Consider the following 26,883-nt stretch of genomic DNA (forward strand, 5'->3'; position numbering starts at 1 on the left):
GAGTAATTCTAAATCAAAATAATCAAGCTCTTACATCTAAAGCTTCTCTATGAAATTATCAGATTTCAAATTTGACGTACCAAAGAAACTTATCGCCCTTTATCCGACAGATAACCGAGATGAATCCCGGTTAATGGTGGTTCACCGGAAAACAGGAGAAATTGAGCACAGATCATTCAAAGATATCATCGAGTACTTCGGTGAAGGAGATGTATTTGTAACCAATGACACCAAGGTTTTCCCAGCAAGACTTTACGGAAATAAAGAAAAAACGGGGGCAGAAATTGAAGTTTTTTTGCTCAGAGAATTAAATCCTGAGTTAAGACTTTGGGATGTTTTGGTAGATCCTGCCAGAAAAATCCGTGTAGGTAATAAATTGTATTTCGGAGATTCCGACCTAGTAGCCGAAGTAATCGACAACACCACATCAAGAGGACGTACTATCCGTTTCTTATTTGATGGAACAGAAGAAGAATTCCACAAGACGATTGATACTTTGGGAGAAACTCCTCTCTTGAAGGAGATCATCGACCGAAAAATTGAGCCGGAAGACAGAGAAAGATATCAGACTGTTTTTGCTAAAAATGTAGGAGCAGTAGCCGCACCTACAGCTGGGTTGCACTTCACTCCGCATTTGTTGAAAAGACTGGAATTGCAGGGAGTAGAAGTAAGCCCAATCACTTTGCATGTTGGCTTAGGCACCTTCCGTCAAGTAGATGTGGAGGATTTGACGAAGCATAAAATGGACTCTGAGAATTATGATATCCCAGAGAAGACCGTGGGTTTGGTCAATGAGGCCTTGGATAATAAAAAGCGTGTTGTTGCAGTTGGAACTACTTCCTTGAAAACCATAGAATCTTCCGTGACTGCCAATGGCAGGTTGAAAGCTTCAAGCGGCTGGACTGATAAATTCATCATCCCTCCTTACGAGTTTAAAATCGCCAATGCTTTGATCACTAATTTCCACTTGCCAGAGTCAACGCTGTTAATGACAGCTTCTGCATTTGGTGGATACGATTTGATCATGAAAGCATACAAAGAAGCAATCAAAGAGAAATACCGCTTCTTCTCTTACGGGGATGCGATGTTGATCCTTTAAAATATAAAGAGGCTGTCTCAAAAGTAGATAGTTTAATAGGCTAGCTGATTTCTCGGCTAGCCTTTCTTGTTTAACTCAAAATAGGTATTTTGAGGTGTGCAAAAACAAGACACGAATATAGTCTTTAAAGACTATTCTCCCAACCAGCTGATGCTTCTTCCTCCGAGTTTGGAAGAATTAATTCCAGCCCATCATCCAGCCCGAACCGTTAATTCGGTGATGGATCAGATCGATCTTTCCTCGGTGTATGCCTATTATTGGCAAAACGGTGCCAGCAGCTACCATCCCCGGATGCTGCTGAAGATTTTGGTTTATGGCTATCTTGAAAATTGCTTTTCGTCCCGTAAGCTGGAGAAGGCTACCCGGGAAAACATCGTGTACATGTGGCTTTCGGGGATGCAGCGTCCCGACCACCACACGATCAACCGCTTTCGTTCCGAACGGCTCAAGCCGGTGATCGGCGATATATTCTCCAAAGTGGTACTGCTGCTTCATCAAGAAGGCCTTCTGGATATCAAGGAGGTCTATACCGACGGTACCAAGATAGAGGCCAATGCCAACCGTTACACGTTTGTCTGGGGTAAGGCGATCAAAAAGAACAAGGAGCGGATCAGCAAACAGCTCCAGGAACTCTGGGAATACGCAGGTTCGGTAGCCGCCCGGGAGCTGGGAGCCGAAGAGCCCGACTTTATCAACCCCAGTCCGGAGAAAGTGTCTCAGACCGTGGACAAGATCAACCGGGCCCTGCAGGACAAGCCTGTGGACAAAAAGTGAAGCAGAAACTAAACTACGCCAAAAAGCACTGGCCCCAAACTGGAAGAATATGACCAAAAAGAACAGATCCTGGCAGGACGCAACAGCTACTCCAAAACCGATCCCGATGCCACCTTCATGCGGATGAAGGAAGACCACATGAAAAACGGACAGCTCAAGCCCGCCTACAACCTTCAGCTCAGTACCCACGGACAGTTTGTGGTCAACTACTCCCTGCATCCCAATCCCACCGATACGCTGACCCTCAAACCTCATCTGGAAAAATACTGTCAGCTCTACGGTTTCTATCCTCCAGCTACACAGCCGATGCGGGATACGGCAGTGAGGAAAACTACTGCTTCCTGGAGGAAAACCAGATCGAAGCCTTCGTCAAGTACAACTATTTCCACAAAGAACTTCAACAGGAATCCAAAGCAAAGAAAGTCTATGGGACTACTCGACAACCTCCATTACGACCCGCAAAACGACCGCTACATCTGCCCCATGGGACAGCCCATGGAAAAGAGCGGGAAAAGCACCGGTAAAACATCAACCGGATTCGTTCAACACTATCGCCACTATCAGGCTAAAAACTGTTCCGGCTGTCCACTCTCCGCAGCTTGCCATCCCGGGGAGGGAAACAAAGTCATCAAGGTCAACACAAGACTCCAGCAACAGAAAGCCAAAGCAAAGGAACGGCTAACCTCAGAGCGAGGTATTCAGAAAAGAAAGCAACGGGCCATCGATGTCGAACCGGTCTTCGGACACTTCAAATACAACAAGGGCAGAAGCCGTTTCATGCTCCGCGGTAGCGCAAAAGTGGCCGTTGAAACAGGCCTTCTGGCCATTGCCCACAACCTGGCCAAAAAGGCGGGATGAACAGCCTTAAATGTCCATTTTTTCATCCCAAAACAAAGACAAAAGCAAGTGGAGCACAGTATCCATCCATGACCCTAAAAAACAACTCATGTGAACCCCGGTCAAAAAAATAGAGGCCGAAAATCAAAAATCGGCCTCTATTGCGCAAAATCGAATATCTCTAAATGTGAAAACTATTTATGAGACAGCCTCTTTTTTTGTATTTTCATTTTTTGATAATCTAAGGTTAAACACGCTAAGCATCATACTGCCTACATTTGCCCAAAATTAGAATATGAAGAAAGCTGCTATTTTGGTTGCCGGAGGGAAAGGAACCCGGATGGGAGGTCCTGTTTCCAAACAATATTTACCAATTGCGGGAAAGCCTATTTTGATGCATACGCTGGAAGTTTTTTCAAAAGCCGAACCAGAGATAGAGTTGATCTTAGTCTTACCTGAAATGGATTTTGGGCTTTGGCAAGAATTGGTAGAAAAGCATCATTTTTCAATTGCACATCATATAGTAGCAGGGGGAAACTCCAGATTCCAATCTGTGAAAAATGGATTAAAGGCAGTTTCTTTCAACTCTGGACTGGTTGCCATTCATGATGGAGTCAGACCTTTCGTTAAGGAATCTGTAATTCAGGATAGCTTTCAGGAGGCTGCTCAAAAAGGAAGTGCCATAGCAGTGGTTTCCTTGAAAGACTCCATCAGAAAGCTAACCGATGATGGAAAATCATTCTATCAGGAGAGGCAGTATTTTCGCTTGGTACAGACTCCTCAAACTTTTCAGTTGGAAAAAATACGCAAAGCTTTTGAAACCACAGAACTCCCTCAGTTTACTGATGATGCTACAGTTTATGAGCATCAGGGTTGGCAGGTAAGTTTAATTCCAGGAAATCCTGAAAACATCAAAATCACCACCCCGGAGGATATGGATTACGCGGAATTTTTAGCCAGCAAAAAGTAAAGCTTAGAAACTATCTCCAAAGCTTTTATAGTACCAGAAATCCTTCAAATAGTAGAATAAACCTTTGCTCTAGCGGAAGCCAATCCCCTTTCAAATGGGGCAAGGGGGATTTACGTCAAAATATTTCTACCCAATCCTAATCCATACTTGGATCTGGATTTTTCTACCGACAAGCCAAAACCTCAAGCATTTTCACCAACTTTTTGTATGTGTTCACCGACTTTTTGCGGGCTTTGCCTATTTGAGATTGGGCATATTGGCTTCTCAGGATAGTTTTGAGCATCATTTTAAACAAAAAAGCAATGGCAAAATATTCTAACCCTAAGTCCAGCAATGATGGAGGATTGGTTTTCGGATTTGTAATCCTCGGTATAGGCTTATTACTCCTTTTAAGGAAGCTTGGAATTTTTTACCCGGGATGGTTACTTTCCTGGCCAATGATCCTAATCGTGATAGGTACGGTCGTATTAATCAAGCATAAATTCGAGTCATTCTTTGGCTCAATTTTGCTCGGTTTTGGTCTCTATTTCTTGCTCGAAAGAGAGTTTGGATTTGATTTCGGAATCGAAAACTACATTTTCCCGGTAGCCTTAATTCTACTTGGTCTGTATTTGATTACTCAAAAGCAGAAGGAGAAAAGGATCTTGGATAATGTACAGGAGCAAATCCGAAATAAATCATTCAAGTCCAGTTCTGGAAGTTCTTTTTCTTCCTCGGATGTGGAAGACGCTCAGGTAGAGTCTGACAAGGATGACTATGGGACTTCTGCCACTGGAATGGGCGGAGTTTCAGGAATTTCCTACTCTGACCGCGTCAATATCGATGCGATTTTCAGCGGGGTGAATAAGAGAGTGCTTTCCAAAAACTTCCAAGGAGGTAAACTAACAGCAGCTTTTGGAGGCATAGATTTAAATCTTAGCCAAGCAGATCTAAATGGGGTGGTAACCATGCAGGTAGATGTGATTTTTGGAGGGATGAAGCTGATCGTTCCGCCTCATTGGGATGTGCGTACAGAAGTAACCAACATAGCCGCAGGGGTAGAGGATAAGCGTATCTACAGACAATCGGAAGTAGATCCTGATAAGGTGCTGGTTTTGCGTGGAACCATTCTATTTGGAGGTTTGGAAATCAAATCATTTTAACGAACTTCCTTCAAAACTTTAAGATTTTGTTTTCCAAAGCATTTTCTTCCCCTTCCAAAGCCAATTGGGTCATTCAAGGAGCCGGAGTAATCTGGCTCCTTGCCTGTATCCTCATTCTCATTCACTATCAAGTTTCCTTCAAAATTGCATTGACCGATGCCGCAGTGTATACCGGCTTATTCATTGGTGCGGTTTTGATATTGGATCGTGTTTTTAGCTTTTATTCTCCAAAAGGGAGAAACGTCATCTTACTGTTAATCTTACCTCTCTTCCTCAGTTTAATCGGTGCTGTAATTCATCGCTTTGGGCTGCAATGGTTTTTCCAAGATGAAGAGGAATACTATTCATTTCTCCAGCAACATTTTTATCTCAGATGGGCCATCTTGGCCTTGGCTGAGGTCATGGTGACTTTGCTGGCAATTGTAGTCGCAAGATTAGAGCAGCAGGAGGATTCACAAAAGCGGGAAATTCACATGATGGAATTATCCCGAGAGGCTGAATTGTCCCAGTTACGACAGCAGTTGCAACCTCATTTTCTATTCAATAGTCTCAATTCCATCAATGCACTGGTTGTCTCTCAGCCTCAAAAGGCAAGACAAATGGTTTTGCAACTTTCCGATTTTTTGCGTGGAACTATTCGAAAGGACTTAAAGGCTTGGCTTAGTTTGGAAGAAGAGCTTTCATTTCTCAAACTCTATTTGGAAATTGAAAAAGTGAGGTTTGGACATAGACTTCAGGTAGAAATTGACGTGCCTGATGAGATATTGCAAATGAAAATCCCTCAGTTACTCATTCAGCCTTTATTGGAAAACTCCATTAAGCATGGACTTTATGGTGTGACGGGAGAGGTGATGATCAGTCTGAAGGCTTTCAAAGAACAGAATTATTTGATTTTAAAACTTGAAAACCCCTTCGATCCGGAATCGCCCTCACCGGGAGGAACCGGTTTTGGGCTGAGTTCGGTGGAGCGCAGACTTTACCTTTTATTTGGAAGAAATGATCTCTTAGAAAAGTCCAGTGAAAACTCACTGTTTTCTATTCAACTCAAAATACCCCAGCTGAAATGATCCGTACTTTAATCATAGATGATGAACCCTTGGCTGCTTCGGTAGTGGAGGAATACCTGCAAAACTATCCTCAATTTGAGATTCTGGAAATTTGTCAAGATGGCTTTCAGGCCATGAAAGCTATTCAAAAGCATGAACCTGATTTAATTTTTTTAGATGTTCAAATGCCGAAAATCACGGGCTTTGAATTATTGGAACTCTTGGATGAACCACCTGCTGTAATCTTTACCACGGCTTTTGACCAGTACGCTTTGAAAGCCTTTGATGCAAAGGCAGTGGACTATTTACTCAAACCCTTTTCACAAAGCAGGTTTGAGCAGGCAATAAATAAATTTCTGGAAAGCCGAAATGAAGGTGAGCCTACCAGTACCGAAGGAATTTCAGAAATGGCTGAGAAAAGCAATCGTTTAGTCGTTCGAGTAAAAAATGAAATTAAGATCATTCCAGTTGCTGAAGTCCAGTATTTCGAGGCTCAGGATGATTACATCGCTATTCACACAGATTCAGGGAAGTATCTGAAGAAAATGACGATGAAGTCTCTCGAGGATGCATTGGACCCGGATAGGTTTGCGAGAATTCATCGGTCTTTTATGCTCAATTTGAATTCCATTACCCGAATTGAACCCTATGAGCGGGATAGCTATCTGGTTTATTTGAAAAATGGAGAGAAACTACCGGTTAGTAAGTCCGGTTATGCCAGATTGAGGCAAGTTTTAGGTTTATAAGCCCAGAAAGAGGCTGGTTAAAAACCTCAGTTTTAGTAAAATTCAGAAAAAAGCCCCGAAAAAATCCGGGGCTTTGGTATTAATATTCGTCCTCGTTGAAGAAGAAATCATCTTTGGTCGGGTAATCCGGCCAAATTTCTTCGATAGTTTCATAAGGCTCTCCGTCATCCTCCAGTTCTTGGAGGTTTTCCACTACTTCTAGTGGCGCACCAGATCGGATGGCGTAATCAATCAACTCATCCTTGGTTGCTGGCCAGGGAGCGTCCTCAAGGTAGGATGCTAATTCAAGTGTCCAGTACATAGTGTTTATTTTAAAGGTGTTCCGGATTTTAAGGTTGCAAAATTATCTTTTTTTTCTAATATGTAATCGTGTACTGATTATTTGTAAGAAAGTTGCTTCAAAATATAATTTTTTACATCAACTTTTCTCTTTAATCCTGACAGTTTCTTCTTCATCATTATCTCGAAATCACTGCTTCTAACCTGGAAATTATCCGTATTTCCCTGAGCTGTATTGTATTCCGTTTGATCTCTATGAAGTAAGTCTTTCAGTAAAGCAGTTTTGATCTGATTTTGTTCCTGAACAGATTTATTATCAAAATCAGGATATTTTCCATGGACCAGCTTTTCCAGAAATGCTTTTTCAAAGACTATATCTGAAAAGAACTGAAATGATCTTGCCAGTAAGTTGGCATCTTTAGGTTTTCTAGGAGGAAGTTTTCTCCATTCCTGCTGAATCTCCTTAGCCTGATTGATCAATTCTGGAGTGGTAGGTTGACCTGCCAGCTTTTTGATCTCCTCAGTCAAGGTTTCAACTTTTTTCATCACCTCACGGGGATGCATCTGAGGACCAGGGTTGAGCGTACGCTTATATCTGGAGAAAATTCTGTTGTTCAAGCGAGAAAACTCATCCCACAAAGGCTGCCTTTTTTCTGCAGGCACCTTTCCGGCTGATTTCCATTCTTTCTGAATTTTCTTGCTGATTTCAAAAGCCATTTTGGCGTCGGGAAGATCATGTGCTTCTCTTGCCTGAACAACCAAGGCTTCATAGACTTTGATGTTTTCCTCTGCCTGAAGAGCCATTCCTTCAAAGAAATGTCTTCTGTTTTCGAAGAAATGCTGTACAGCATCATTGAATTGAGTTTCAATTTCTTCCTGAATCTCTTTTTCAACTGGACCGGTTTTGATCCAGCGCATTTTCAAGTCTTTATAAAATTCGGTCGTGGCTTTCCAGTCAGTATCGTCCTTCATAGACTCTGCTTCCAGAATCAAGGCTTTTTTTACTTCCAGGTTTTTAGCCCGATTAGCCTGTATAATTTCATTCAGGTATTCTTCCTGCTGATTGAGTTCTTCGATCAAAGGGATAAAGTCTCCTAAGGCATCTGATTCATACAATGAATCTCTCAGGTGAATCAGTTTCATTAAAAAGGATCCCTTATTCTGGTTTTCCTGAATATCGGATTTCAGTTTTTCTACCTTTTCTTTGATTTGCTCAAATCGATCCTCGAAATAAGCGATGGTAGAGGCTTCATCTTCTTTTACTTCACCGATCTCCCTATCTGCTTTTCCAAGAAATCCCTTCAAATAAACTTTATTGTCCTTAATGTATCCATACGGATGCTCCATTGTTCTACAGTAGGTTAGGTGGTCGTTTTCAATTTTCCGCAAATTAATTAATTCAAAAGCACTTATCCTAAGAAAGGGCTTTTTTTGCATCTTTGCTGTTTAACGCAATTTCTCAAGAAAAATTCATCGCATGAGCGCAGAAAAAATCATCTTTTCCATGGCTGGAGTCTCCAAAGTCTATCCGCCACAGAAAAAAGTACTCAAAGATATTTATCTCTCATTTTTTTACGGAGCCAAAATCGGTGTCCTTGGTTTGAACGGTTCGGGTAAATCTTCCTTGCTTCGGATTATTGCCGGAATTGATAAAGACTACATCGGAGAAGTAGTATTCTCCCCGGGGTACACTGTTGGAATGCTGGAGCAGGAACCCAAATTGGACCCAAGTAAAACCGTCAAAGAAATCGTAGAAGAAGCGGTAGCTGACACGGTCAATTTACTGAAGGAGTTTGAAGAAATCAATGAAAAATTCATGGATCCGGCTCTAATGGAAGATCCGGATGCGATGGATAAATTGATTACCCGTCAGGGAGAGGTTCAGGAGAAGCTAGACGCCGCCAATGCCTGGGAACTGGACGTGATGCTGGATAAGGCAATGGATGCTCTTAGACTGCCTCCTAGTGACGCCAACGTGGCCAACCTTTCCGGTGGAGAAAAAAGAAGAGTGGCACTTTGTAGGCTGCTACTTCAGGAGCCAGACGTATTACTACTTGATGAACCTACCAACCACTTGGATGCAGAATCTGTGCATTGGTTGGAGCAACATTTGAAAAACTACAAAGGAACTGTCATCGCCGTAACTCACGACCGTTATTTCTTGGATAACGTGGCAGGTTGGATTTTGGAACTGGATAGAGGAGAAGGGATTCCTTGGAAAGGAAACTATTCTTCCTGGCTGGATCAAAAGCAACAGCGATTGAAGCAAGAAGAAAAGACTGAATCCAAACGTCAAAAAACCTTGGAGCGAGAATTGGAATGGATCCGAATGTCTCCTAAAGCAAGGCAGTCCAAAGGAAAGGCACGTTTGAATGCCTACGATAAGCTAGTTGGAGAAGAAGCAAAGGAGAAAGAAGCCAAACTGGAATTATTTATTCCCCCAGGGCCAAGGTTGGGTGCCAAGGTGATTGAAGCTAATAATGTTTCAAAAGCCTATGGTGATAAACTATTATTTGAAAACCTCAGCTTTGCATTGCCCCAGGGTGGTATTGTAGGGATTATTGGTCCTAATGGTGCTGGTAAATCCACTTTGTTCAAATTGATTACTGGGCAGGAAAAACCGGATGCGGGGAATTTTGAGGTAGGAGAGACGGTGAAATTGGCCTACGTGGACCAAGAGCACGATTCATTGGATGCCAATAAAACCGTTTATCAGACGATTTCGGAAGGAAATGAACTGATGAAGCTAGGGAATAAGGAAGTGAATTCCAGAGCTTATGTGTCCAAGTTCAACTTTGCAGGATCGGATCAGGAGAAAAAAGTAGGAGTATTGTCTGGCGGAGAGCGAAACCGAGTTCACTTGGCTTTGACTTTGAAAGAAGGAGGCAACCTTTTGCTTTTGGATGAACCTACCAACGACTTGGATGTGAATACGCTTCGGGCTTTGGAGGAAGCTTTGGAAAATTTCGGCGGCTGTGCGGTGATCATTTCTCACGACCGTTGGTTCCTGGATAGAATATGTACGCATATCTTGGCATTTGAAGGAGATTCTCAAGTTTACTGGTTTGAAGGCAACTTCTCCGATTATGAAGAGAATAAGAAGAAAAGGCTGGGCGATGTGACACCGAAACGAATTCGATATAAAAATCTGAAGTAAGCTTGGAAGTCAGAAGGCTAAAATCAGAAAGCTGAAACAATACCCCTCGAGGAGAGATCTTCGAGGGGTTTTGTTTTCATCTTCAAGGTTTTAATACAAGAAGCCAAAAAGCCAAAGAGGAATTTTATTTTGGTAGCCGATTAAAATATCATCCGCTACCACGAAGGCTGAAGCTTCTTGGGCGATTTGCTTTTTGTTTTTTGATTTTCCTCCGATTTCAAAAAGCTGACCATCAATCAAAAAATCACCCGACTTTGGAGATAGCACCTCTTTTCCAGCATTTCGAAGTTGATTAAAGAAAAATGTTTCTCGGAGATTTCCGAGGTCCGGATAGTTTTGAAGAGCAAAAGCCAAATTGGTGTTTTCCAAAAATAATTTTTCTGGTTTTTGAAATAAGGAAATACCTTTTCCCTGAGCGTAGAGAGGTGAGATTAAAAGGCCTCTTTCCAATAGTTTGAGATATTGATAAATAGTATCTCTTGCGATCCCTAATTTTCTTGCTAGTTCGGATACGTTGGGCTGAAATGGGACTGTTTCTGCTAGGACTGCCAGTAATTTCTTAAGCTTGTGGGCTGTAGCAGCTGTATAGCCCTCCGCGTACGCCATATCAGTATCGAGAATCACATTAATTACCTGATTGATTCTGATTTGTGATTCCTTTTTGTTTAGCTCCAAAGCAAATGGGTAATAACCCCATTCTAAATATTCCTTAAACAATCGAAGCACCCTTTCTTCCAGCTCAGACATCAAGCTTCGAACTATAGTCTCATGATTTTGAATAATTTCCTGCAGTGTATAAGCTTCAAATGTCATTTTGAGTTGGTAGGAAAGATATTCTCTAAATGACAAGCCATGCAGGTGGTAGATCATTACTCTCCGGCTTAGATCGGACTCGCCTTTGAAAATCTCCAAAGCTGAGGAAGCTGAAAAGACCGTTTTTAGAGTAGGGAAAAGGTCATAAATCATTTTCAACTCTCTGGACCAATTTGGGAATTTGTGCACCTCATCGATAAATAGAAACCGTCCACCTTCTTTGTAAAATTGCTCTGCCAAGCTAAGAAGTGAATGATCAAAAAAATAGGGGTGATCTAGGGAGACATAAAGAGATCTAGATTCTTTTTCAAGACCCAAAACTTGATGTTGAAGCATTAGGGTGGTTTTTCCTACCCCTCTTGCACCTGTAATTGCAATCATTCTCTGATTCCAATTGATTAGATGAAATAGGCTCCTGAGAAAGTCAGTTTGGACCTGCTTTTTTAGAATCTCATTAAAATAAAAGAGTTTTTCCACTTTTATGAAGGATAGATTCGACAAAAATAAACAAAAATTGTCGAATTGATACTACATTGAATGTGTTCTGTTTTTTTCCTTTTAGATACAAGTAAGAGAATTTGACTAGATGTTAAATGGTTTTTTAGGCAAAGGCTCACTAAGTAAGATGTCGCTTGATTGAATAGAGAATTTTTTTTTATATGCATGTCCGCTTTCTTACCAGTATTGACAAAAAGACGGCTTATTGTCTGCTGAAAGGATCAGAATCAGGAAGTACCGGTCATCGGTCATCCAACCAGTCAAACAAAGAAAATAAGGCAGCTGGCATGATTGTGGGTGATCAGGTTTTTTTAATATAATTATCAAATTAATTGATTTTTGAGAGCTGATTTCACAAATTGAATGAAATGATTTTAACCGATGAGTCAGCGAAGATTTAGATTTCACATAGCCATGATTCTGATTGCTTTGGTGATTGGAGGCCTTTCTTTATGGCAAAGTGGTTTATGGCTTAATGAAGCAGATACTGTCCCTAATTTCACAGCGATAGCCATGGTTTTTCTGGTTTTTTCTCAGGGAATACTCCTTCGTGTAGGATTGAAAGAAAAGAAATAACTAACCTAGGCTCAATGAAAACGATATATTTTTTATTAGTTCTATTGGTCTGTACTGCAGCATTTATTCAAAAAGCAGAGCGAGACCCCCGCTTGGTTGGGAAATGGACGATGCTTTTTTCAAAAGACGAAAATGGAGAAATCGTCAAAGATGAGTTTTACGGAAAGAGCTACATCGAAACTTTCACAAGAGATGGGAGATGGATCATTGATCCGCAGTTCTTTCGGGACGATGCAAAAAGGTTGGGGATAAATGCTCCCATTGACTATTCTGCCATTCCAACTTTCCAATGGAAAACCATCGATAACCAAATATTGGAAATGAACACCAGTGTAGGGAGTCGGACTAATCGCTATGGCTTTTCAGGCGACACGCTAATTTTTGGCTATTCCAACGCACACACGAGATATCTTTTGAAAAGAAAATGAGTCAAAAAACATTCAAATACCTGCATGCTTTCATTTTCCTTTGCCTTGGACTTTTGTTAGTTGTAAAGTATTTGGACTTGTTTCCATTACCCAATTGGCTTTTAGGAGTAGGAATTGCCTTAGGTGCGATTGTTTTTTTGTTGAGGGGATTCGGAATAGAAAGAAAACCAGCTAGTTAAATAGCTGGTTTTCAATTAGGTTTAAAAGCTTGTATTGAAAACACAAGCTATTGTATATTATCAATACAAGCTTTTTGCTTTTTGGCTTTTTAAAACTTTGGATTAGCCCATTTTCCTCCTCAACTCCAACACCGTAATCTCCGGCCAAATACCTACCCGCCCCGGAAAAGCCAGGAATCCAAAGCCACGGTTCACATGCAAGTAGCGTCCCATTTCCTCGTATAATCCAGCCCATTTGGGATAGCGGAGGGAAGCAGGACTCCATTTGATAAATCCAGGAATCTCTATTCCAAACTGCATCCCATGCGTATGTCCACTCAGTGTCAGATGAATAAACTGAGAGAAACTTTTCACTTGCTCATCAAAATGGGAGGGATCATGACTCATCAGGATTTTGAAGCTTTTCTCATTAAGACTGCCAGTAGCTTTGTTGAGGTCGCCATATTGTGCAAAGCCTTTACCCCAGTTTTCTACCCCGATCAAATCGATGCTTGCATTACCTCTTTTGATAGGAAGACTTTCATTTCGAAGTAATTTGAAGCCCAATTCTTCATGAACCTGGAAAAGTCGCTGCATATTCTGCACCTTGGCTTCTCGATTTGGCCATGACATGTAATCACCATAGTCATGATTGCCTAGGATAGAATATTTACCCATAGGAGCCTTCAGCTTTTTGAATGTCTCGATCCAAGGCTCCATTTCAGATGCCTGATTATTGACCAAATCCCCGGTAAACAGAATCACATCTGAGTTCTGCTGATTGATCAAGTCGATCCCGTATTCCAGTTTCTTTTTGTTGTCAAAGCTGCCCGAATGAATATCTGAAATCTGAGTGAGGGTAAACCCATCAAACTCTTCCGGTAGGTCATTAAATTCTAGGGTGTGCTTCATCACCCGATAGCGGTATTTTCCAATCAGCACTCCATGGAGAATCCCTAAAAAAGGAATAGCGGCAATTGCTAAGGCTGCTTGGCTGATGAATTTTCTTCGATCAGGTAAAAAACCACCTTCCCTGTTTTCAGCCAAGGAATAATATCCACCAGTAATAAACCGAAGTATATCTTCCCCAAAGAGAAAGGCGATAATAATCAGCTTTGGAATCAAAGACAGAAATAGGAGTGAAATCATTTTTCCAAAAGCAGGGCTGAGCGCAGCTCTTTCGAATGTCAGAAAACTAAAGATGACAAATAGATAAATGAAGATTGAAAATGCCCAATACCCTATTTTTACCCAAGTTTGAGAAGGGAACAGCGTCTTAAAGGCTTGGAAAGAATACCAGTCAATCAGGCCAATAAATAGGATGAAAAGAGAGATTCGGATAATGATTGAAAGCACAGGAAGATAATTTGATGGATCGTTTTTAATAAGTGATATGATTCACTCTGAATTTACCTGAACGTACTGCAATGTGGCAAGTTGGGCAATAAAAGGTTGAAGTCGGATAATAATATAAAGATCATTAATCCTATAAGATGCTGAAAGTTTATGAATGCTATTTATTTATAGGTAAAAAATAAAGCCGGACACATGCCCGGCTTTAATGCTATTAAGGTTTAATCAGGTTTTAGTTTTTAATAATTCTATGGAGTGTTCCTAGATTCCCAACTCGGATAAAGTATAATCCATTCGCCAAGTCCTGCATGGCGAATTGAACATCCGTGCTGGTCGCCAGCAGGGATTTCACCAATCTGAAATTGCTGTCATAAATATATACTTGCGCCGGAAGGATTTCCGGATGAATACCATCTATTGTCAAGATGTTGGAAGTCGGATTAGGATACATTCTGATCTGCTCAGTCCTTCTATCAAGTTCTGTAGCTACTTCCTGAACTTCTTCCTCCAGTTTTCTTGCTGCCTCATCCAAAGGCTGGCATTCAGGGCTGGCATTCAGAGGTATCAGATATTTTGGACCTTTGAAAGTAGACCCGTCGGTAAACTGCACCTTATTGGCATAAAGTGTTCCTTCCAAAACGGAATTTTCAGCGAAATCTACCGAAGCAAAAGGCGATAGAATATTTCCTTGGAAGAAGGTGTTTTTAAATCTGACAGGCTCTTTTCCTGAATAGTGAATGCTGACCATGCTTTGCGCGCCGTCAGATCCTGCAAGATATTGCTGATCTGCATGAGGCAGCCATTTATTCACTTGGATAAGAATAGGCCCATCGCTCACATCGAAGTTGACAAGGGTGTTTTTGCCTGAAATTTTCCAGCTGTCAAAGGTATACACTCCACTTACTAAATTGAGGGTAGTGCCTTCCAGCATGTCTATGGAGCGGTAAATACCAGGAACGAGATCCATGGTTTTTCCTTTTTTCAACTGAATTTTCTCTTTGGAATTGTTGTCCGGTACTTCCATTATCGGCTGTTCGAAGGAAACTACACAGTCAGACTCTCGGCTAATTGCACCCAGTGGCAAAAGCCCTGATTTTTTCTGGCTGTCTACTTCTTTTCCAAGTTGCATGTAATCAAACACAACCCGCGATTCTCCCCTCAAGATCAACTCATCGGCCACATAGATATCGCCAACAATGGTCACAGGAGCTCCACCTTGTAAGGATACATTTTCGAAAATCATATTGCCAGCAGACCCAACCGAACCCTGAGATTCAGAGAAGTTTTTGCTAAAGTATACCTCTTCGAACCCGTAAATACTGAAATCACTTAATTCAGCTATGACTTCCGCACCCAAGTCAATGGTGTTGATAATGTCTTGGCCTGTTATCTCCTGAGTACATTGGTTGAAATTGTTTTCTACAAAAGTACCAATTGGACTTACCCCGGTCGCTTTCGCAAATACGTCATACTCCACTGTCTCAAAGCAGCCAGATTCAGAAATTGAGGCAATTTCAGGGGTGATAATTACCAAAACTTCTATGGTAAAAGATTCACCTACACCAATTTGATTCCCGTTGGCTAAAAGGTTTTTATCAACTTCCCCATCAAATTCTGAATTGACGATCAGGCCATTACTGCTGATACAATTGACAAAGAAATTTGAAGCATCCTGAAAGCTTTCTGCTAGGTCAAAAGTGGACTGAACTTCGCTGAGTAAAACATCACCTTCATTGCTGAGCTCTATTTCATAAACCACCTGTCGTTGACCACCCCCTATGTTCAGGATATCTTTTGTAATTACATCTTTGACTTCTATGACCGGATTTTCGGGATCAAGCAAAAAGCCAGGAAGGTCAAGAATTTGTGTTCCTTGAAGGTTGAAGGTATGGTCGATGATGGTATTGGTTCCAATTTTTTCTCTAGTAGTTTCTTCGTTAATCAGAGTAATATCTACTGCATTTCCGATTTTTAATTCCCCAAAGGTGATTTTAGTGCTTTCAAAAATTTCCTGCTTGGATAAGCTTTTGAAATCCCCATTAATAAAAGACTGTCCATTAATAGGGACTGGAGAACTTAATTCTTGAGGAAACTGGGCTTCTATGTATTGTCCAGCGAATAGAGAAACGGTTGATCCAAAATCTGCATGGGAGAAACTTCCATCATTATTAAAGACAGTATAATTCATCTCTCTCCCTAAACTGATGGCTAAATTTACTTTTGGATCATATTCGAAATCCATTTCTTGATCCATCGTAAGCGTAGGGGCAACATCACCAGCGTCTATACTTCCTAAATTATTGCCCAAGCTAAAGGAGGTTGTCCACCCCGCATAGTCTAGTAGAGAAACTAGATCATAATTCATTTGAGTCACAGAGTTTTTACTGCCTGAAACTTTCAGTTTTGTGCCTCCATTTAAAGAAAATGAATTTAATTCAGTACTTGCTGTATTTCTGAATGAAGCTTCAAATTCCGGAATAGTCGGGCCATTGGGTGGAAGATCTGGAGGACCTATTAATACAGTGTTTTGATCAGGGAAAGTTGCTAAAGAATAAGTGGTTCCTTGTTGTCGGTTATATGCGTTTAAGGCACTTTGACCGATATTGAATAAAGGACTCAAGCTCGACCATCTACATGCTAAAATATCAGCCTGAGTTGCATTTGGACCAAATGCTTTATCACAGATATTGATTAAAGCAGGGAGGCTTGGTAAAGATTGACTGAGCTTAAACTCTTTACCTTCATTAAAATATAATTTGTCCGAACAGATCTCTTCTGAGCAAATTCCGCTTAAACATGGATAATAAATGGTAACTCCAAAACCGACCTCAGCATCTATTCCAATAGAAGCGCTTAAGCTTAGGTCATCAATTAAAGGTCCTATTTCTTGATTGATAAAAGGAGGACTTACCCGTAGTTTATTTCCATTTCCTGGGTCTAGTATCTGATAGGAAGTATTGATTCTAACTGTTTCTCCGCAAGCAAAGGTATTAGCTTCTGGATATTCAATAAAGACTTCCACGGGGTAGTCTAAGTTAATGTTAGATGAACCAACAGAATGCACTTGGTAATATCCGCCGGCGTCTACAGATGCATTGGCAGAAAATGTTGGCGAAATACTGGAACAAAAGAAACCCGAACCTCCCAAGTCAGCAAGCTCCGTTAACCAACCCGGAATATTGATTCCGTTTTGTGCCAGGATATCTTTTGCTATAGATGCTCCTAAGCTTGATCCTGAATTATTAGAAAACTGATGACTGAAATTTACACGGGTTCCACCTCCTACATTCGGATTAGGGTCTAGATTTATATAATTAAAGTCTTCCTGAAAGCGGAGATTTTGTTGCACCGAAGATGTGCTTCCTCTGGTTTGCCCAAAGGTAGTGAGGGGAAAGACTAGAAGGCAGATTAGCCCAATTAGCCTTGACAGGTAAAATTGTTTCATCGTTTCAAATGATATTTGGTTAGTGTTTGATTAAATGGTCAGGGCGATCATTTTTCAATAACTAATAATCCAAATACATTTTACTGCATATGAAATATTTATAAATATATGTGAAAATTATTTGATGCCAAAGAAAATTCTGTTTTTAAAACTCATCAATCATTCTCCGGTCTTTAAATTGTCAATTTTTGAAAGGAATTAAGGGTTTTAAAAAGAAAAACCAATTCTCTTTTCTGCTAAAAGCATTGAATATGATTTACTTTGTGGAGGAATTTTTCACTAGCCTATTGACCTATGAGACAGTTGCTGCTCCGCCCGGGAGCTGAGGAATTGAATTATGAAATCCGTGGAATCGTAAAGAAAGCACGGCAAATTGAATCCTTGGGATTTCCCATCACTTGGGAAAATATCGGTGATCCTATCCAAAAAAGTAATCAGGTGCCTACTTGGATGAAGGAAATCATTTCAGACTTACTCAAAGAAAATAAAACCTATGGATATGCTGATTCCAAAGGAATGCCTGAGACTAGAGCGTTTTTGGCAAACTTGACCAACCATCAGGGAGGTGTTAAATTGAGTGCTGATGATATCCTTTTTTTCAATGGACTTGGAGATGCAATTGCAAAACTATACCAATTTCTGATCCCTACAGCAAGGATAATCGGCCCATCTCCCGCCTACTCAACTCATAGCTCAGCGGAGGCAGCCCATGCCAATACAGCTCCTATCACTTATAAACTGGACCCGGATAATCAATGGCTTCCGGATATGGATGATTTGTACATGAAGGTCAAGTACAATCCCTCCATTGTTGGAATTTTGATTATCAATCCGGACAATCCTACCGGTATGGTCTATCCCAAAGAGGTATTGGAAGGTTTTGTGAAAATTGCTGAAGAGTTTAACCTTTTATTAATAGCTGATGAGATTTATCAAAACATCACCTACAATGGAGTTAAGGCAGTAGCTCTGGCAGAAGTAATCGGAGATAGACCGGCAATTTCTTTGAAAGGCATATCCAAGGAGTTTCCTTGGCCGGGAGCTCGCTGTGGTTGGATGGAATTTTACAATCGCGAAGCATCCAAGGAGTTCTCCAAACTTTGTCAAACATTGGAAAATGCCAAGATGATAGAGGTATGTTCCACCATCCTACCCCAACTGGCAATTCCTAAGATCATGAGTCATCCTGAATACAAAGCGTACAGGGAGAAAGCCAATGAAGCTATTGGTAAAAGAAGTGATTGGATGGCAGAGATTCTTGGCGATATACCTGGAATTAAATTCAACCCTACACAGGGAGCATTTTATAATACCATTGTTTTTGAAGAGGGAGTTCTTAAATCTGATCAGTCCTTAGAAATTGAGGACGCTAGGGTGAAAACCTTGGTGGAAGCATGGGTTGCAGATAAGCAAATGCCCTTAGATAAGCGCTTTGTTTACTACTTGCTTGGTTCCGAAAGAATCTGTGTGGTTCCTATTTCCTCATTTTGTTCTGATCTGCGGGGCTTCCGCGTAACGCTATTGGAAGAAAAAGAAGAAACCTTTAGAGATACTTTTGAGAGATTGGGGAAAGCGATTCGGCGTTATTTGAAGTCAAAAAGCTAAAATAAGTCTGAAGTCTGAAATCAAAAAGCTGAAAAAAAAGTCCCAGGTCTTAAGTGATGAACCTGAAATCAGGGTTCATCAAGAATTTCTTTTGGCATTGATCACCATAGATGTGAAAATGGCAGTGAGTTCATTTGACTCTTTGAGTAAAGGGAGAATTCTTTCTGAACCTAGTAGCTCGCTATCCATAATTAATTCAAGCCAAAATACAGTTTCGTCTGCCTCTTCTTGAACTACGGATAGTTTTGAGATAAACTCAGCTCTAGATCTGCCTCTTTGTGAGGATCGATAGTTGGCACCAACTGAGGTTCCAGACTTAATCGATTGTTTACCTAATTCGAAGCCTGCGGTATTTTTTGGCAATTCTGAAACAAGTTTGATTACTTCAAAGGCAAATGTTTTCGTTCTTTCTTTCAGATCTCTATCCATGATGTTTTTTTAAAAAGTTTCAGCTTTCATACTTTATCCTTCTGATTTCAATGCTCTCTAACCCTCAATTTCAGATCTGGATTGATTTCTTCCTCCTCCACATCTATAGATGGTAAGCTCTTCAGGTCTGGTTGCCCGGCATTGATCCAGGCGGTATACCAAAAATCAGCGATGGCTTTGATGCTTTTTTTCATCTGCCTCTGTACCATCCCGTCTAGTTTTTCAGCATAGGCTTCAGAAAATTCTTTAGAATAAACCCGTACGGTCAGATTATTCCGCTCCTCAAAACTGTACTTTCTATCCGAAGGGAACTCCCGGCTTAGCTCTTTTTCAAAAAGTAAGACTGAATCAACCTGGCTGTGTGTTTGGGCTACGATTTCCCAAATAGCATGTTGTGGTTTGGCTATATAATCAGCCTTTCCCACCCAAAGACTGTAATCAGTTGCCTGTAATTCAGGAATCCGACTCTCCCAAAAGCCATGAATGCCTTCTTGCCCGGTTAATTGCCCATTGTAATTTTTTGTCGTGTGAAGCGGTACATGCAGATCCCCTATATAATGTCCCAGATCGGCAGAGATTCTGAGAATGGCTGAATGATTCCTTTCAGAAAATGCCTTAGTCAGATTTAAAAAAGTAAAATAGGCTGCCCAAGGTCCTATGCCATTGGCGCGCAAACTATCTTCCCCAAATTTTTCAACTGCCTCATTCCAATAAATTGGCAAAATAAAAAGTGCAGAATCTCCGTAATGGTCCAAATCTATGTAGTGCTTTTCCGCCTCACCTTTTACAGCGTACCTTCTGCGGTCAGGATTGACTGCTTTCTCCGTGATGAACTGAATATGAGGCTTATACAAAACCATCATTTCCGGTGGTAAAGAATATACCGCCATTCTGTTGATTAAGCTGTGCGCATAAAAGCCCCAGTAAAATGGGCTAATTATGAAAAATGTCCCATAAAAAATGGAAAGGATAAAAATCTTCATACCTAAAATTAATCAGAATTTTCTAGGAGCAAAAGTTAAAAAATGCAGTATATTTGCACTTCGAAGCAGGTTTATTGTAGAATTTTCAATTCTGGAAAAACCATGCTAGCAAAGGATTGTTTGAATTTCCTTTGGCAGAATTAATTATTTACAATAACTTTGCACTCCAATTCGGTATAGGGGAACGTAAAAGAACTTTATTTAAATCAAGATATGGCAAATCACAAATCAGCTCTTAAGAGAATTCGTGCCAACGAAGCGAAGCGTTTGAGAAACAGATATCAGGCCAAGACCACCAGAACTTTCATCAAAAGACTGAAGGCTGCTACTGATAAGGTAGAAGCAATGGAGTTGTACCAGAAAGTCTCTTCTATGTTGGATAAATTGGCTAAGAAGAATGTGATTCACAAAAACAACGCAAACAACAAAAAATCAAGATTGGCTAAGTTCGTGAATGCTCTTGGTTAATACCTGATAAAAAATCTCTGAAAACCCTGCTTGTCGGGGTTTTTTTTATGCCTGAAAATCAATAAATTTAGTTTTCAAACTTTTTAATTGATCAGGTATGGAGAATTATACATCCCTCAAGATTTCTCAGTTGGCAGAAGAAGATAGGCCTAGAGAAAAACTTCTACTGAAAGGAAAATCCGCTTTAACTGATGCCGAGCTCATTGCTATTTTGATTGGTTCAGGTACGCCTTCGGTCAGTGCTGTCGACTTATCCAGGCATATTTTGGCTTCGGTCAACCATGACTTGGCGTCATTAGCTAGGCTGAGTATTCAGGATCTTAAAAAATTCAAAGGCATAGGAGAGGCCAAGGCTATCAGTATAGTCAGCGCCATGGAGCTAGGTAGAAGAAGAAAAGAAAACGAGCCACAGCGGAAAGTTAAAATTGGTAGTTCCCGCGATATCTATGAGCTTATGAAACCAGATTTATTGGATGAGCACGTAGAGCATTTTTATTTGGTTCTCCTTTCCCGCTCTAATCAAGTGATCAAAAAACATCTGATTTCCTCAGGAGGTACAGCGGGTACGGTCGTTGACGCAAAAATCATTTTCAAGGTGGCTTTGGAGCATCTCGCTCAATCGGTAATTTTGGTTCACAATCATCCCTCAGGTAGCCTTACTCCATCGGAGCAAGACAAAAGACTGACAGACCGATTGGTGAGAATAGGAAGAGATATGGATTTGCCTGTATTGGATCATTTGATTTTTACTGATTCAGGTTATTTCAGTTTTGCGGATGAAGGGATTCTTTAGGGTAAAGAATTAAGAGACGAGAGGCGAGAAGCGAGACACTCCAATTTGTAGTCAAGTAGAGATCTTACAGAGATTTGGTCAAATCCTGAAAAGGTTTCAGGATAGATTGTAATTTTGAGCAACACTTGAAGAGTCCTGCTGTTGGTAAAAGGGAGTGCGGGAAAATCGAAATAGATCCATGAAGACAAATCACATACTTCTCATCTTAGTATCCTTGGTAGTAATTGCTGCGGTAGCCTACATGCTAACCAGTGCAGAGAGCCCGGAGGTCTATCAGGAAAAAATTGAAGCGGAAAGAGAACGTCAGTACAAGTTTATCCGGTTTAATGTGGAATCCCCTTTGACAGAGGAGCAGAAGCGTGATTTTAAGGAATTGAATTTTTATCCGATTGACCCTAATTATAAGGTCAAAGCAAGGCTAATTCCTGTGGAAAACAGAAAAGTAAGGGAAGTTCCGATGACAGATGGTTCTGTGGAGCGTTATATAGAACATTCCTATGCAGAATTTGAGTTGGGAGGAAAAACCAATCGGCTTTTACTCCTGCAGTCTGTTAGTGAATCTGATATGCGTAATTTCTTCCTGGCTTTTGCAGACGAAACCAGCGGAAGAGAAACCTACGGTGGAGGGCGCTATATCAATGCCCGTCAAGATGGGAAGAACTCTATTACGATAGATTTTAATTTGGCATACAACCCATACTGTGCGTACAATCCCGATTATGCCTGCCCTTTGCCTCCCAAGGAAAATATTTTGAATATTTCCATCCAAGCAGGCGAGAAAAACTATAAGGATTAAATAAAAATTACAAATTTAATTTGGTTTTTCATTTTTTTTTTAAACAGAACTTTAAATATTTTATTCATTCAAATTAAAATTTTCTATGAAAAAGCTATTAAGTCTTACTTTTGGATTGCTATTTTTATTTAGCATTCAAGCTGTTCCTTGTACTGCTGAATTTGCTTGTGCAGACGGATCAACTATTAAATGTACTGGAAATTCTAGCTGTGAAGCTGGTGTTGATAGTGTAATTTGTACAAATCAAGACGGGACTCATTCTTATGCATCTTGTTAAAAAACTAAATGAGAAAGGATGGCCATCGATTTTTCAAGGTGGTCATCTTTTTTCTTTCATCCAAAACTGGCTTTTTTATTCTCTTCTTTTCCTGCTTTTCTCTTGTAATGATGTTTCAATAAAAGAGTTGCCGACGACCATTTTAGAGCCAAATTTGGTTTTTGATGAGTTTGAAGGTCCGATTTTTTTCACCAATGTTCAGTTTGAATCAGATAAAAATCATATTTATTTGATCAATGCTAGGCCATCCATGTTTATAGTTTTGAACAAGAAATTTGAAATTCAGTCTTTAGTTGAGAGGAGAGGGAATGGGCCAGATGATTTAGACTACCCTATTCAATTGCAAAAAAGCAAATATGGAGTATTGATTGAGGATCGGGGTAACTATAAAATAAGTATAGTAAGCCCAAAAGATGGTAGCCATATAGATGAAATTCCAATTCCTGAATCAGTGGGACACACTAGGTTTTTTTTCCAAGACGATACGTTTTATTTTCCAATGGTTGGATATAAATCAGACACATCATCTGTATTAAAATTTAATTTATTAGGAGAGCCAATTGGGAAAACAGGATTACTGATGCCTGAGGGGGAAAACGCAATCAATCGTCAGGCAAGGTTGATTCAGCCTCTTCAAGACAAATTAGTATTAATTGGGGTCAACCTTCCTTATATTGATATTTTATCTACTGGTGATAAGCATGAATTGGTAAAAAGGCACCGTTGGGATCAATTTGAGCCATTGAAAAGAGCATTGGATTCTTTAGAGAATGATTTTAATAAACCCGGATATGAAGTAAATGAAAGAGAGATAAAGTCAATTGTAATTGATGCCCAAATTGTTAAAGACAGGCTTTATGTGACTTTCACAGATCGAATTGGATTAGATCGATCAAAAGCGAGACATTTGCTGGAGTTTAAAATCGATAATTCTTCCCTTGAGTATGTTCGTGCAATCCGTTTTCAAACCGGGACACCGGATGATAATCTGCACCCTACTGCTTTTCATATCGATGAGTCCGCCAAAAAGATTTACACCCAAGGGTTGATAACAAAACAGATTTATGTTTTCGATTTGCCCTTAGATTAAATACTCTAAGGATGGTGTGGGAATTTATAGCAAAGATTTTTTAATTTTGAATTTTAAAAATGAGGGGTCATTGAACCCCTTTTGTTTATCTGGTAAATTTGGTTTTACCGAAGCCCATAAATCCATGAGAATTTCAATCAATCGATTAAAAAAATACATTGCTTTAACCCAATCACCGGAGGAAATTGCAGCACTTTTGACCCAATCCGGATTGGAAGTAGAAGGGATCGAAGAGTTTGTATCCATCCCCGGTGGCCTCGAAGGGATCGTAATAGGAGAGGTACTGACTTGTATCAAGCATCCGGATGCTGATAAACTGAGTTTGACCACAGTGGATATCGGAGCGGACGAGCCCTCGCAAATTGTATGTGGAGCTCCCAATGTGGCAGCTGGCCAGAAAGTACTGGTTGCCACTGTAGGTGCCACTCTTTACCCAACTGAAGGTGATGCATTCACCATCAAAAAGGCCAAAATTAGAGGTCAGGCTTCAGAAGGAATGATTTGCGCTGAAGATGAATTGGGAATAGGAACCAGCCATGCAGGGATTATGGTCTTAGATACGGACTTGCCTAATGGCACACCTGCATCTCAAATCATCCCTGTCACCCATGACCATATTCTTGAAATAGGGCTTACACCCAATAGAGCCGATGCGGCCTCTCATTTGGGTGTTGCAAGAGATCTGAAAGCACTTTTAGGCAAAGAATTATGCATTGACTCCAGCCCTGAAATCAAAAAGGAGGCTGAAGGACCAAAAATTTCTGTCAACGTAGAAAATTCAACAGATTGTCCGCGCTATGCCGGTGTTACCATCACAGGTTTGAAAGTAGGTCCTTCTCCTCAATGGTTACAGGATTTCTTGCGTGCTTTAGATTTGGAACCTATTAATAATGTGGTTGATATCACGAATTACATTCTGCATGACTTGGGACAGCCCCTTCATGCCTTTGATGCAGCTCAGATTTCTGAGGGGAAAGTGATTGTCAAAAAGCTTCCTAAGGATAGCAAATTTGTGACTTTGGATGAAAAAGAGCGTAAACTTTCCGGAGAGGAATTGATGATTTGTGATTCAAAAGGAGGGATGTGTATTGCTGGAATTTTTGGAGGAATTGGTTCAGGTGTAACAGAAAATACAACTTCCATTTTCTTGGAATCCGCTTATTTTTCACCGGATGTGATCCGAAAGGGAGCGCAATATCATGGTTTAAAAACGGATGCTTCTTTCCGCTTTGAAAGAGGAACTGATCCCAATATGCCGGTTTATGCATTGAAGCAGGCGGTGAAATTATTGCAGGAAGTCGCAGGGGGAAAAGTGGCTTCTGACATCGTTGATATCTATCCACAGCCAGTTGCAGATTTTGAAATAGAAGTGGAGTATGGTCATATCAATCGTCTGATTGGTAAAAAAATAGCCCCATCTGAAGTGAAATCTATTTTGGAGTCTTTGGATATCCAAGTACAAAATGAGACTGAGCAGGGATTCAAGGCCATTGTAAAACCTTATCGGGTGGATGTTACCCGTGAGGCAGATATCATTGAGGAGATTTTGCGAATTTATGGTTTCCAACAAGTAGCGCTTTCAGAAAATTTACGAACAGATTATTTGGCCGAGCATCCAGCTAAGGACCTAAATAAGCTGCAATATCGATTATCAGAAATTCTTTCGGGTCAAGGATATTTTGAGATTATTACTAATAGTTTGACCAAGCCTTCCTATGCTGAGAAGTCTGGATTCTTGGATGCTTCCCAAAATGTAGAAATCTACAACAAGCTTAGTGAAGACTTTGGTGTGATGCGTCAAACGCTACTTTTTAGCGGTTTGGAAGTATTGGCTCATAACATCAATCGACGTCAGACAGATGTCAAGGTATTTGAATTTGGCACAGTGTATCAAAAAGGTGAAACTGGCTACGAGGAAGGCAAGCGATTGGCAATTTTCCATACCGGAAACAAATCTGCTGAAAGTTGGCTGGAAGAGGCCAAGCCTTTTGGTTTTGCGGATGTTTACAGCACCGTTGAGCGAATTTTGGAGAAACTAGGAATCCAGGTCGGTGATGTTTCCATGATCGAGTCTCAGCCCTTCACTTATGGGCTTCGCCTGATGTTGGGTCAAAAGGAGTTGGGTATAATCGGCCTGGTAGATGAAAAAATGCTCAAATTAGCCGAGGTAAGACAGGAGGTCTGGTTTGCCGAATTGAATTGGGACTTGATCTGTAAGAAAGCAAGTGGTCTGAAGCGATATCAGGAAATCTCCAAATTTCCAGAAGTAAGGAGAGATTTATCTTTGGTGATCGATAAAACCGTGAATTATGATCAGGTAAAATCTGTAGCTTTAAAGGCGGGAGGAAAATTATTGCAGCGAATTGGCGTTTTTGATGTCTACCAGGGTGATAAGATTGAGTCTGGTAAAAAGGCTTATGCATTGAGTTTTTACCTGCAGGATCAGGAAAATACACTAACGGATAAGGTTATTGATAAAACAATGAGTAAATTGATTCAAGCCTTTCAAAATGAGGTGGGAGCTGTAATACGAAGCTGACAAAATGATTCACGAGGAACTGCAAAAACTGGAAAAACTGGCCCATCAAGCGGGGCAGCGATTGCAACTGCTTTCGGAAGAAAATGCACAGTTGAAACAAAAATTAGCGGAAGTATCCGCTACTTTGGAAGAAAAAGAGCAGGAAATCGATCATTTTAAAAATAAAATTAAAATTAGTAACATTGTGGACAACCGACCGGTGAATCCCGAGGATTCGGCCGAAATGAGTGACTTAATCAATAATTATATACAAGAGATCGATCAGTTGATCACCTACTTATCCGAGTGATATGGAGACACTTGCCATACGTATTAAAATCGGGGATAGAGAATATCCCATGAGAGTGAAGGTTGAGGATGAAGCAAAAATCCGACATGCCGGCAAGTTGATTAATGAAAAATTGAGAAAATATAAAGCAGAATTTGGTTTGGATGATAATCAAGACCTCTTGGCCATGGTGGCCTTTGACTGTATGGTGGAATCTTTAGAAACCAACGAGGTCAATGCAGAGGACAGTGAACATATCCGTAGCAGTATAGCAAACATCAATTCCCTGCTTTCTAAAGTTGTATAGTTGTTGA

The 26,883-nt window shown here is 40.5% G+C and carries 24 protein-coding genes and 1 pseudogene; 18 read left to right on the forward strand and 7 right to left on the reverse strand.

Annotated features, from left to right (window positions below; all coding sequences use genetic code 11):
• The first annotated feature begins 49 nt into the window (after positions 1 to 49).
• From queA to GYM62_RS00845, 6 genes and pseudogenes are all read left to right on the forward strand, one after another.
• Positions 50 to 1,099, forward strand: coding sequence for a tRNA preQ1(34) S-adenosylmethionine ribosyltransferase-isomerase QueA (queA, locus tag GYM62_RS00820; protein WP_091654882.1), 1,050 nt, complete (start codon positions 50 to 52; stop codon positions 1,097 to 1,099).
• A gap of 150 nt (positions 1,100 to 1,249) precedes the next feature.
• Positions 1,250 to 2,731, forward strand: a pseudogene (locus GYM62_RS00825) (IS1182 family transposase).
• A 274-nt stretch (positions 2,732 to 3,005) separates the two neighbouring features.
• Entirely contained in the window at positions 3,006 to 3,680 is a 675-nt protein-coding gene (locus tag GYM62_RS00830) for a 2-C-methyl-D-erythritol 4-phosphate cytidylyltransferase (RefSeq protein WP_219957940.1), read from the forward strand.
• 302 nt (positions 3,681 to 3,982) lie between these two features.
• Positions 3,983 to 4,822, forward strand: a complete 840-nt coding sequence (locus GYM62_RS00835) for a LiaI-LiaF-like domain-containing protein (RefSeq protein ID WP_219957941.1) — start codon at positions 3,983 to 3,985, stop codon at positions 4,820 to 4,822.
• A 26-nt stretch (positions 4,823 to 4,848) separates the two neighbouring features.
• Positions 4,849 to 5,889 carry a sensor histidine kinase gene (locus GYM62_RS00840; RefSeq protein ID WP_255590463.1) on the forward strand — a complete coding sequence of 347 codons (1,041 nt, stop codon included), beginning with the start codon at positions 4,849 to 4,851 and terminating at the stop codon, positions 5,887 to 5,889.
• The gene (locus tag GYM62_RS00845) at positions 5,886 to 6,614 is read left to right on the forward strand and encodes a LytTR family DNA-binding domain-containing protein (RefSeq protein ID WP_219957942.1); all 729 of its coding nucleotides are present in this window, start codon (positions 5,886 to 5,888) and stop codon (positions 6,612 to 6,614) included. Before GYM62_RS00840 ends, GYM62_RS00845 begins: the two co-directional genes overlap by 4 nt.
• Positions 6,615 to 6,693: 79 nt before the next feature.
• Here the strand turns inward: GYM62_RS00845 and GYM62_RS00850 are convergent, their stop codons facing one another.
• Positions 6,694 to 6,915: a DUF2795 domain-containing protein gene (locus GYM62_RS00850; protein ID WP_026952747.1), complete on the reverse strand. Its 222-nt coding sequence runs from the start codon at positions 6,913 to 6,915 to the stop codon at positions 6,694 to 6,696.
• A 77-nt stretch (positions 6,916 to 6,992) separates the two neighbouring features.
• Entirely contained in the window at positions 6,993 to 8,240 is a 1,248-nt protein-coding gene (locus GYM62_RS00855) for a DUF349 domain-containing protein (RefSeq protein ID WP_219957943.1), read from the reverse strand.
• Between the two features lie 130 nt (positions 8,241 to 8,370).
• Between GYM62_RS00855 and ettA the strand changes: the two genes are divergently transcribed.
• Positions 8,371 to 10,050, forward strand: a complete 1,680-nt coding sequence (ettA, locus tag GYM62_RS00860; protein WP_219957944.1) for an energy-dependent translational throttle protein EttA — start codon at positions 8,371 to 8,373, stop codon at positions 10,048 to 10,050.
• A gap of 90 nt (positions 10,051 to 10,140) precedes the next feature.
• Here the strand turns inward: ettA and GYM62_RS00865 are convergent, their stop codons facing one another.
• A complete protein-coding gene (locus tag GYM62_RS00865) occupies positions 10,141 to 11,244 on the reverse strand; it encodes an ATP-binding protein (RefSeq protein ID WP_255590464.1) in 1,104 nt (367 codons plus the stop codon).
• Between the two features lie 498 nt (positions 11,245 to 11,742).
• Between GYM62_RS00865 and GYM62_RS00870 the strand changes: the two genes are divergently transcribed.
• Entirely contained in the window at positions 11,743 to 11,937 is a 195-nt protein-coding gene (locus GYM62_RS00870) for a hypothetical protein (protein ID WP_219957946.1), read from the forward strand.
• A 14-nt stretch (positions 11,938 to 11,951) separates the two neighbouring features.
• A complete protein-coding gene (locus GYM62_RS00875) occupies positions 11,952 to 12,365 on the forward strand; it encodes a hypothetical protein (protein WP_219957947.1) in 414 nt (137 codons plus the stop codon).
• Between the two features lie 281 nt (positions 12,366 to 12,646).
• Here GYM62_RS00875 and GYM62_RS00880 read toward each other — a convergent pair whose 3' ends face one another.
• Positions 12,647 to 13,879 carry a metallophosphoesterase gene (locus GYM62_RS00880; protein ID WP_255590465.1) on the reverse strand — a complete coding sequence of 411 codons (1,233 nt, stop codon included), beginning with the start codon at positions 13,877 to 13,879 and terminating at the stop codon, positions 12,647 to 12,649.
• Positions 13,880 to 14,108: 229 nt separating this feature from the next.
• A complete protein-coding gene (locus GYM62_RS00885; protein ID WP_219957948.1) occupies positions 14,109 to 17,321 on the reverse strand; it encodes a T9SS type A sorting domain-containing protein in 3,213 nt (1,070 codons plus the stop codon).
• Between the two features lie 294 nt (positions 17,322 to 17,615).
• Between GYM62_RS00885 and GYM62_RS00890 the strand changes: the two genes are divergently transcribed.
• The gene (locus GYM62_RS00890; protein WP_219957949.1) at positions 17,616 to 18,926 is read left to right on the forward strand and encodes a pyridoxal phosphate-dependent aminotransferase; all 1,311 of its coding nucleotides are present in this window, start codon (positions 17,616 to 17,618) and stop codon (positions 18,924 to 18,926) included.
• Positions 18,927 to 19,004: 78 nt separating this feature from the next.
• Here GYM62_RS00890 and GYM62_RS00895 read toward each other — a convergent pair whose 3' ends face one another.
• Positions 19,005 to 19,355 carry a four helix bundle protein gene (locus tag GYM62_RS00895; protein WP_219957950.1) on the reverse strand — a complete coding sequence of 117 codons (351 nt, stop codon included), beginning with the start codon at positions 19,353 to 19,355 and terminating at the stop codon, positions 19,005 to 19,007.
• A gap of 47 nt (positions 19,356 to 19,402) precedes the next feature.
• Positions 19,403 to 20,338 carry a zinc dependent phospholipase C family protein gene (locus GYM62_RS00900; RefSeq protein WP_255590466.1) on the reverse strand — a complete coding sequence of 312 codons (936 nt, stop codon included), beginning with the start codon at positions 20,336 to 20,338 and terminating at the stop codon, positions 19,403 to 19,405.
• A 213-nt stretch (positions 20,339 to 20,551) separates the two neighbouring features.
• On the opposite strand from GYM62_RS00900, the gene rpsT reads away from it, so the two are divergent.
• The 8 genes from rpsT to GYM62_RS00940 all read left to right on the forward strand — a co-directional run bounded on the left by rpsT (position 20,552) and on the right by GYM62_RS00940 (position 26,876).
• Positions 20,552 to 20,806: a 30S ribosomal protein S20 gene (gene rpsT / locus GYM62_RS00905; protein ID WP_144604410.1), complete on the forward strand. Its 255-nt coding sequence runs from the start codon at positions 20,552 to 20,554 to the stop codon at positions 20,804 to 20,806.
• A gap of 97 nt (positions 20,807 to 20,903) precedes the next feature.
• Positions 20,904 to 21,599: a DNA repair protein RadC gene (radC, locus tag GYM62_RS00910; RefSeq protein WP_144604408.1), complete on the forward strand. Its 696-nt coding sequence runs from the start codon at positions 20,904 to 20,906 to the stop codon at positions 21,597 to 21,599.
• 178 nt (positions 21,600 to 21,777) lie between these two features.
• On the forward strand, positions 21,778 to 22,395 hold the full coding sequence (locus GYM62_RS00915; protein WP_219957951.1) for a DUF1684 domain-containing protein: 618 nt from the start codon (positions 21,778 to 21,780) through the stop codon (positions 22,393 to 22,395).
• 85 nt (positions 22,396 to 22,480) lie between these two features.
• Entirely contained in the window at positions 22,481 to 22,672 is a 192-nt protein-coding gene (locus GYM62_RS00920) for a hypothetical protein (RefSeq protein ID WP_219957952.1), read from the forward strand.
• Complete coding sequence (locus GYM62_RS00925; protein ID WP_219957953.1) at positions 22,659 to 23,762, forward strand: hypothetical protein; 1,104 nt, start codon at positions 22,659 to 22,661, stop codon at positions 23,760 to 23,762. Before GYM62_RS00920 ends, GYM62_RS00925 begins: the two co-directional genes overlap by 14 nt.
• 124 nt (positions 23,763 to 23,886) lie before the next feature.
• The gene (gene pheT / locus GYM62_RS00930) at positions 23,887 to 26,301 is read left to right on the forward strand and encodes a phenylalanine--tRNA ligase subunit beta (protein ID WP_219957954.1); all 2,415 of its coding nucleotides are present in this window, start codon (positions 23,887 to 23,889) and stop codon (positions 26,299 to 26,301) included.
• Between the two features lie 4 nt (positions 26,302 to 26,305).
• Positions 26,306 to 26,590, forward strand: coding sequence for a hypothetical protein (locus tag GYM62_RS00935; RefSeq protein ID WP_091654868.1), 285 nt, complete (start codon positions 26,306 to 26,308; stop codon positions 26,588 to 26,590).
• A gap of 1 nt (position 26,591) precedes the next feature.
• Positions 26,592 to 26,876 (forward strand): cell division protein ZapA, encoded by a 285-nt coding sequence (locus GYM62_RS00940; protein WP_144604401.1) that lies wholly within the window; start codon positions 26,592 to 26,594, stop codon positions 26,874 to 26,876.
• Positions 26,877 to 26,883 lie beyond the last annotated feature (7 nt).

Origin of the sequence: Algoriphagus sp. NBT04N3 (assembly GCF_019443765.1) — a bacterium.
GTDB classification, from domain to species: domain Bacteria; phylum Bacteroidota; class Bacteroidia; order Cytophagales; family Cyclobacteriaceae; genus Algoriphagus; species Algoriphagus ornithinivorans.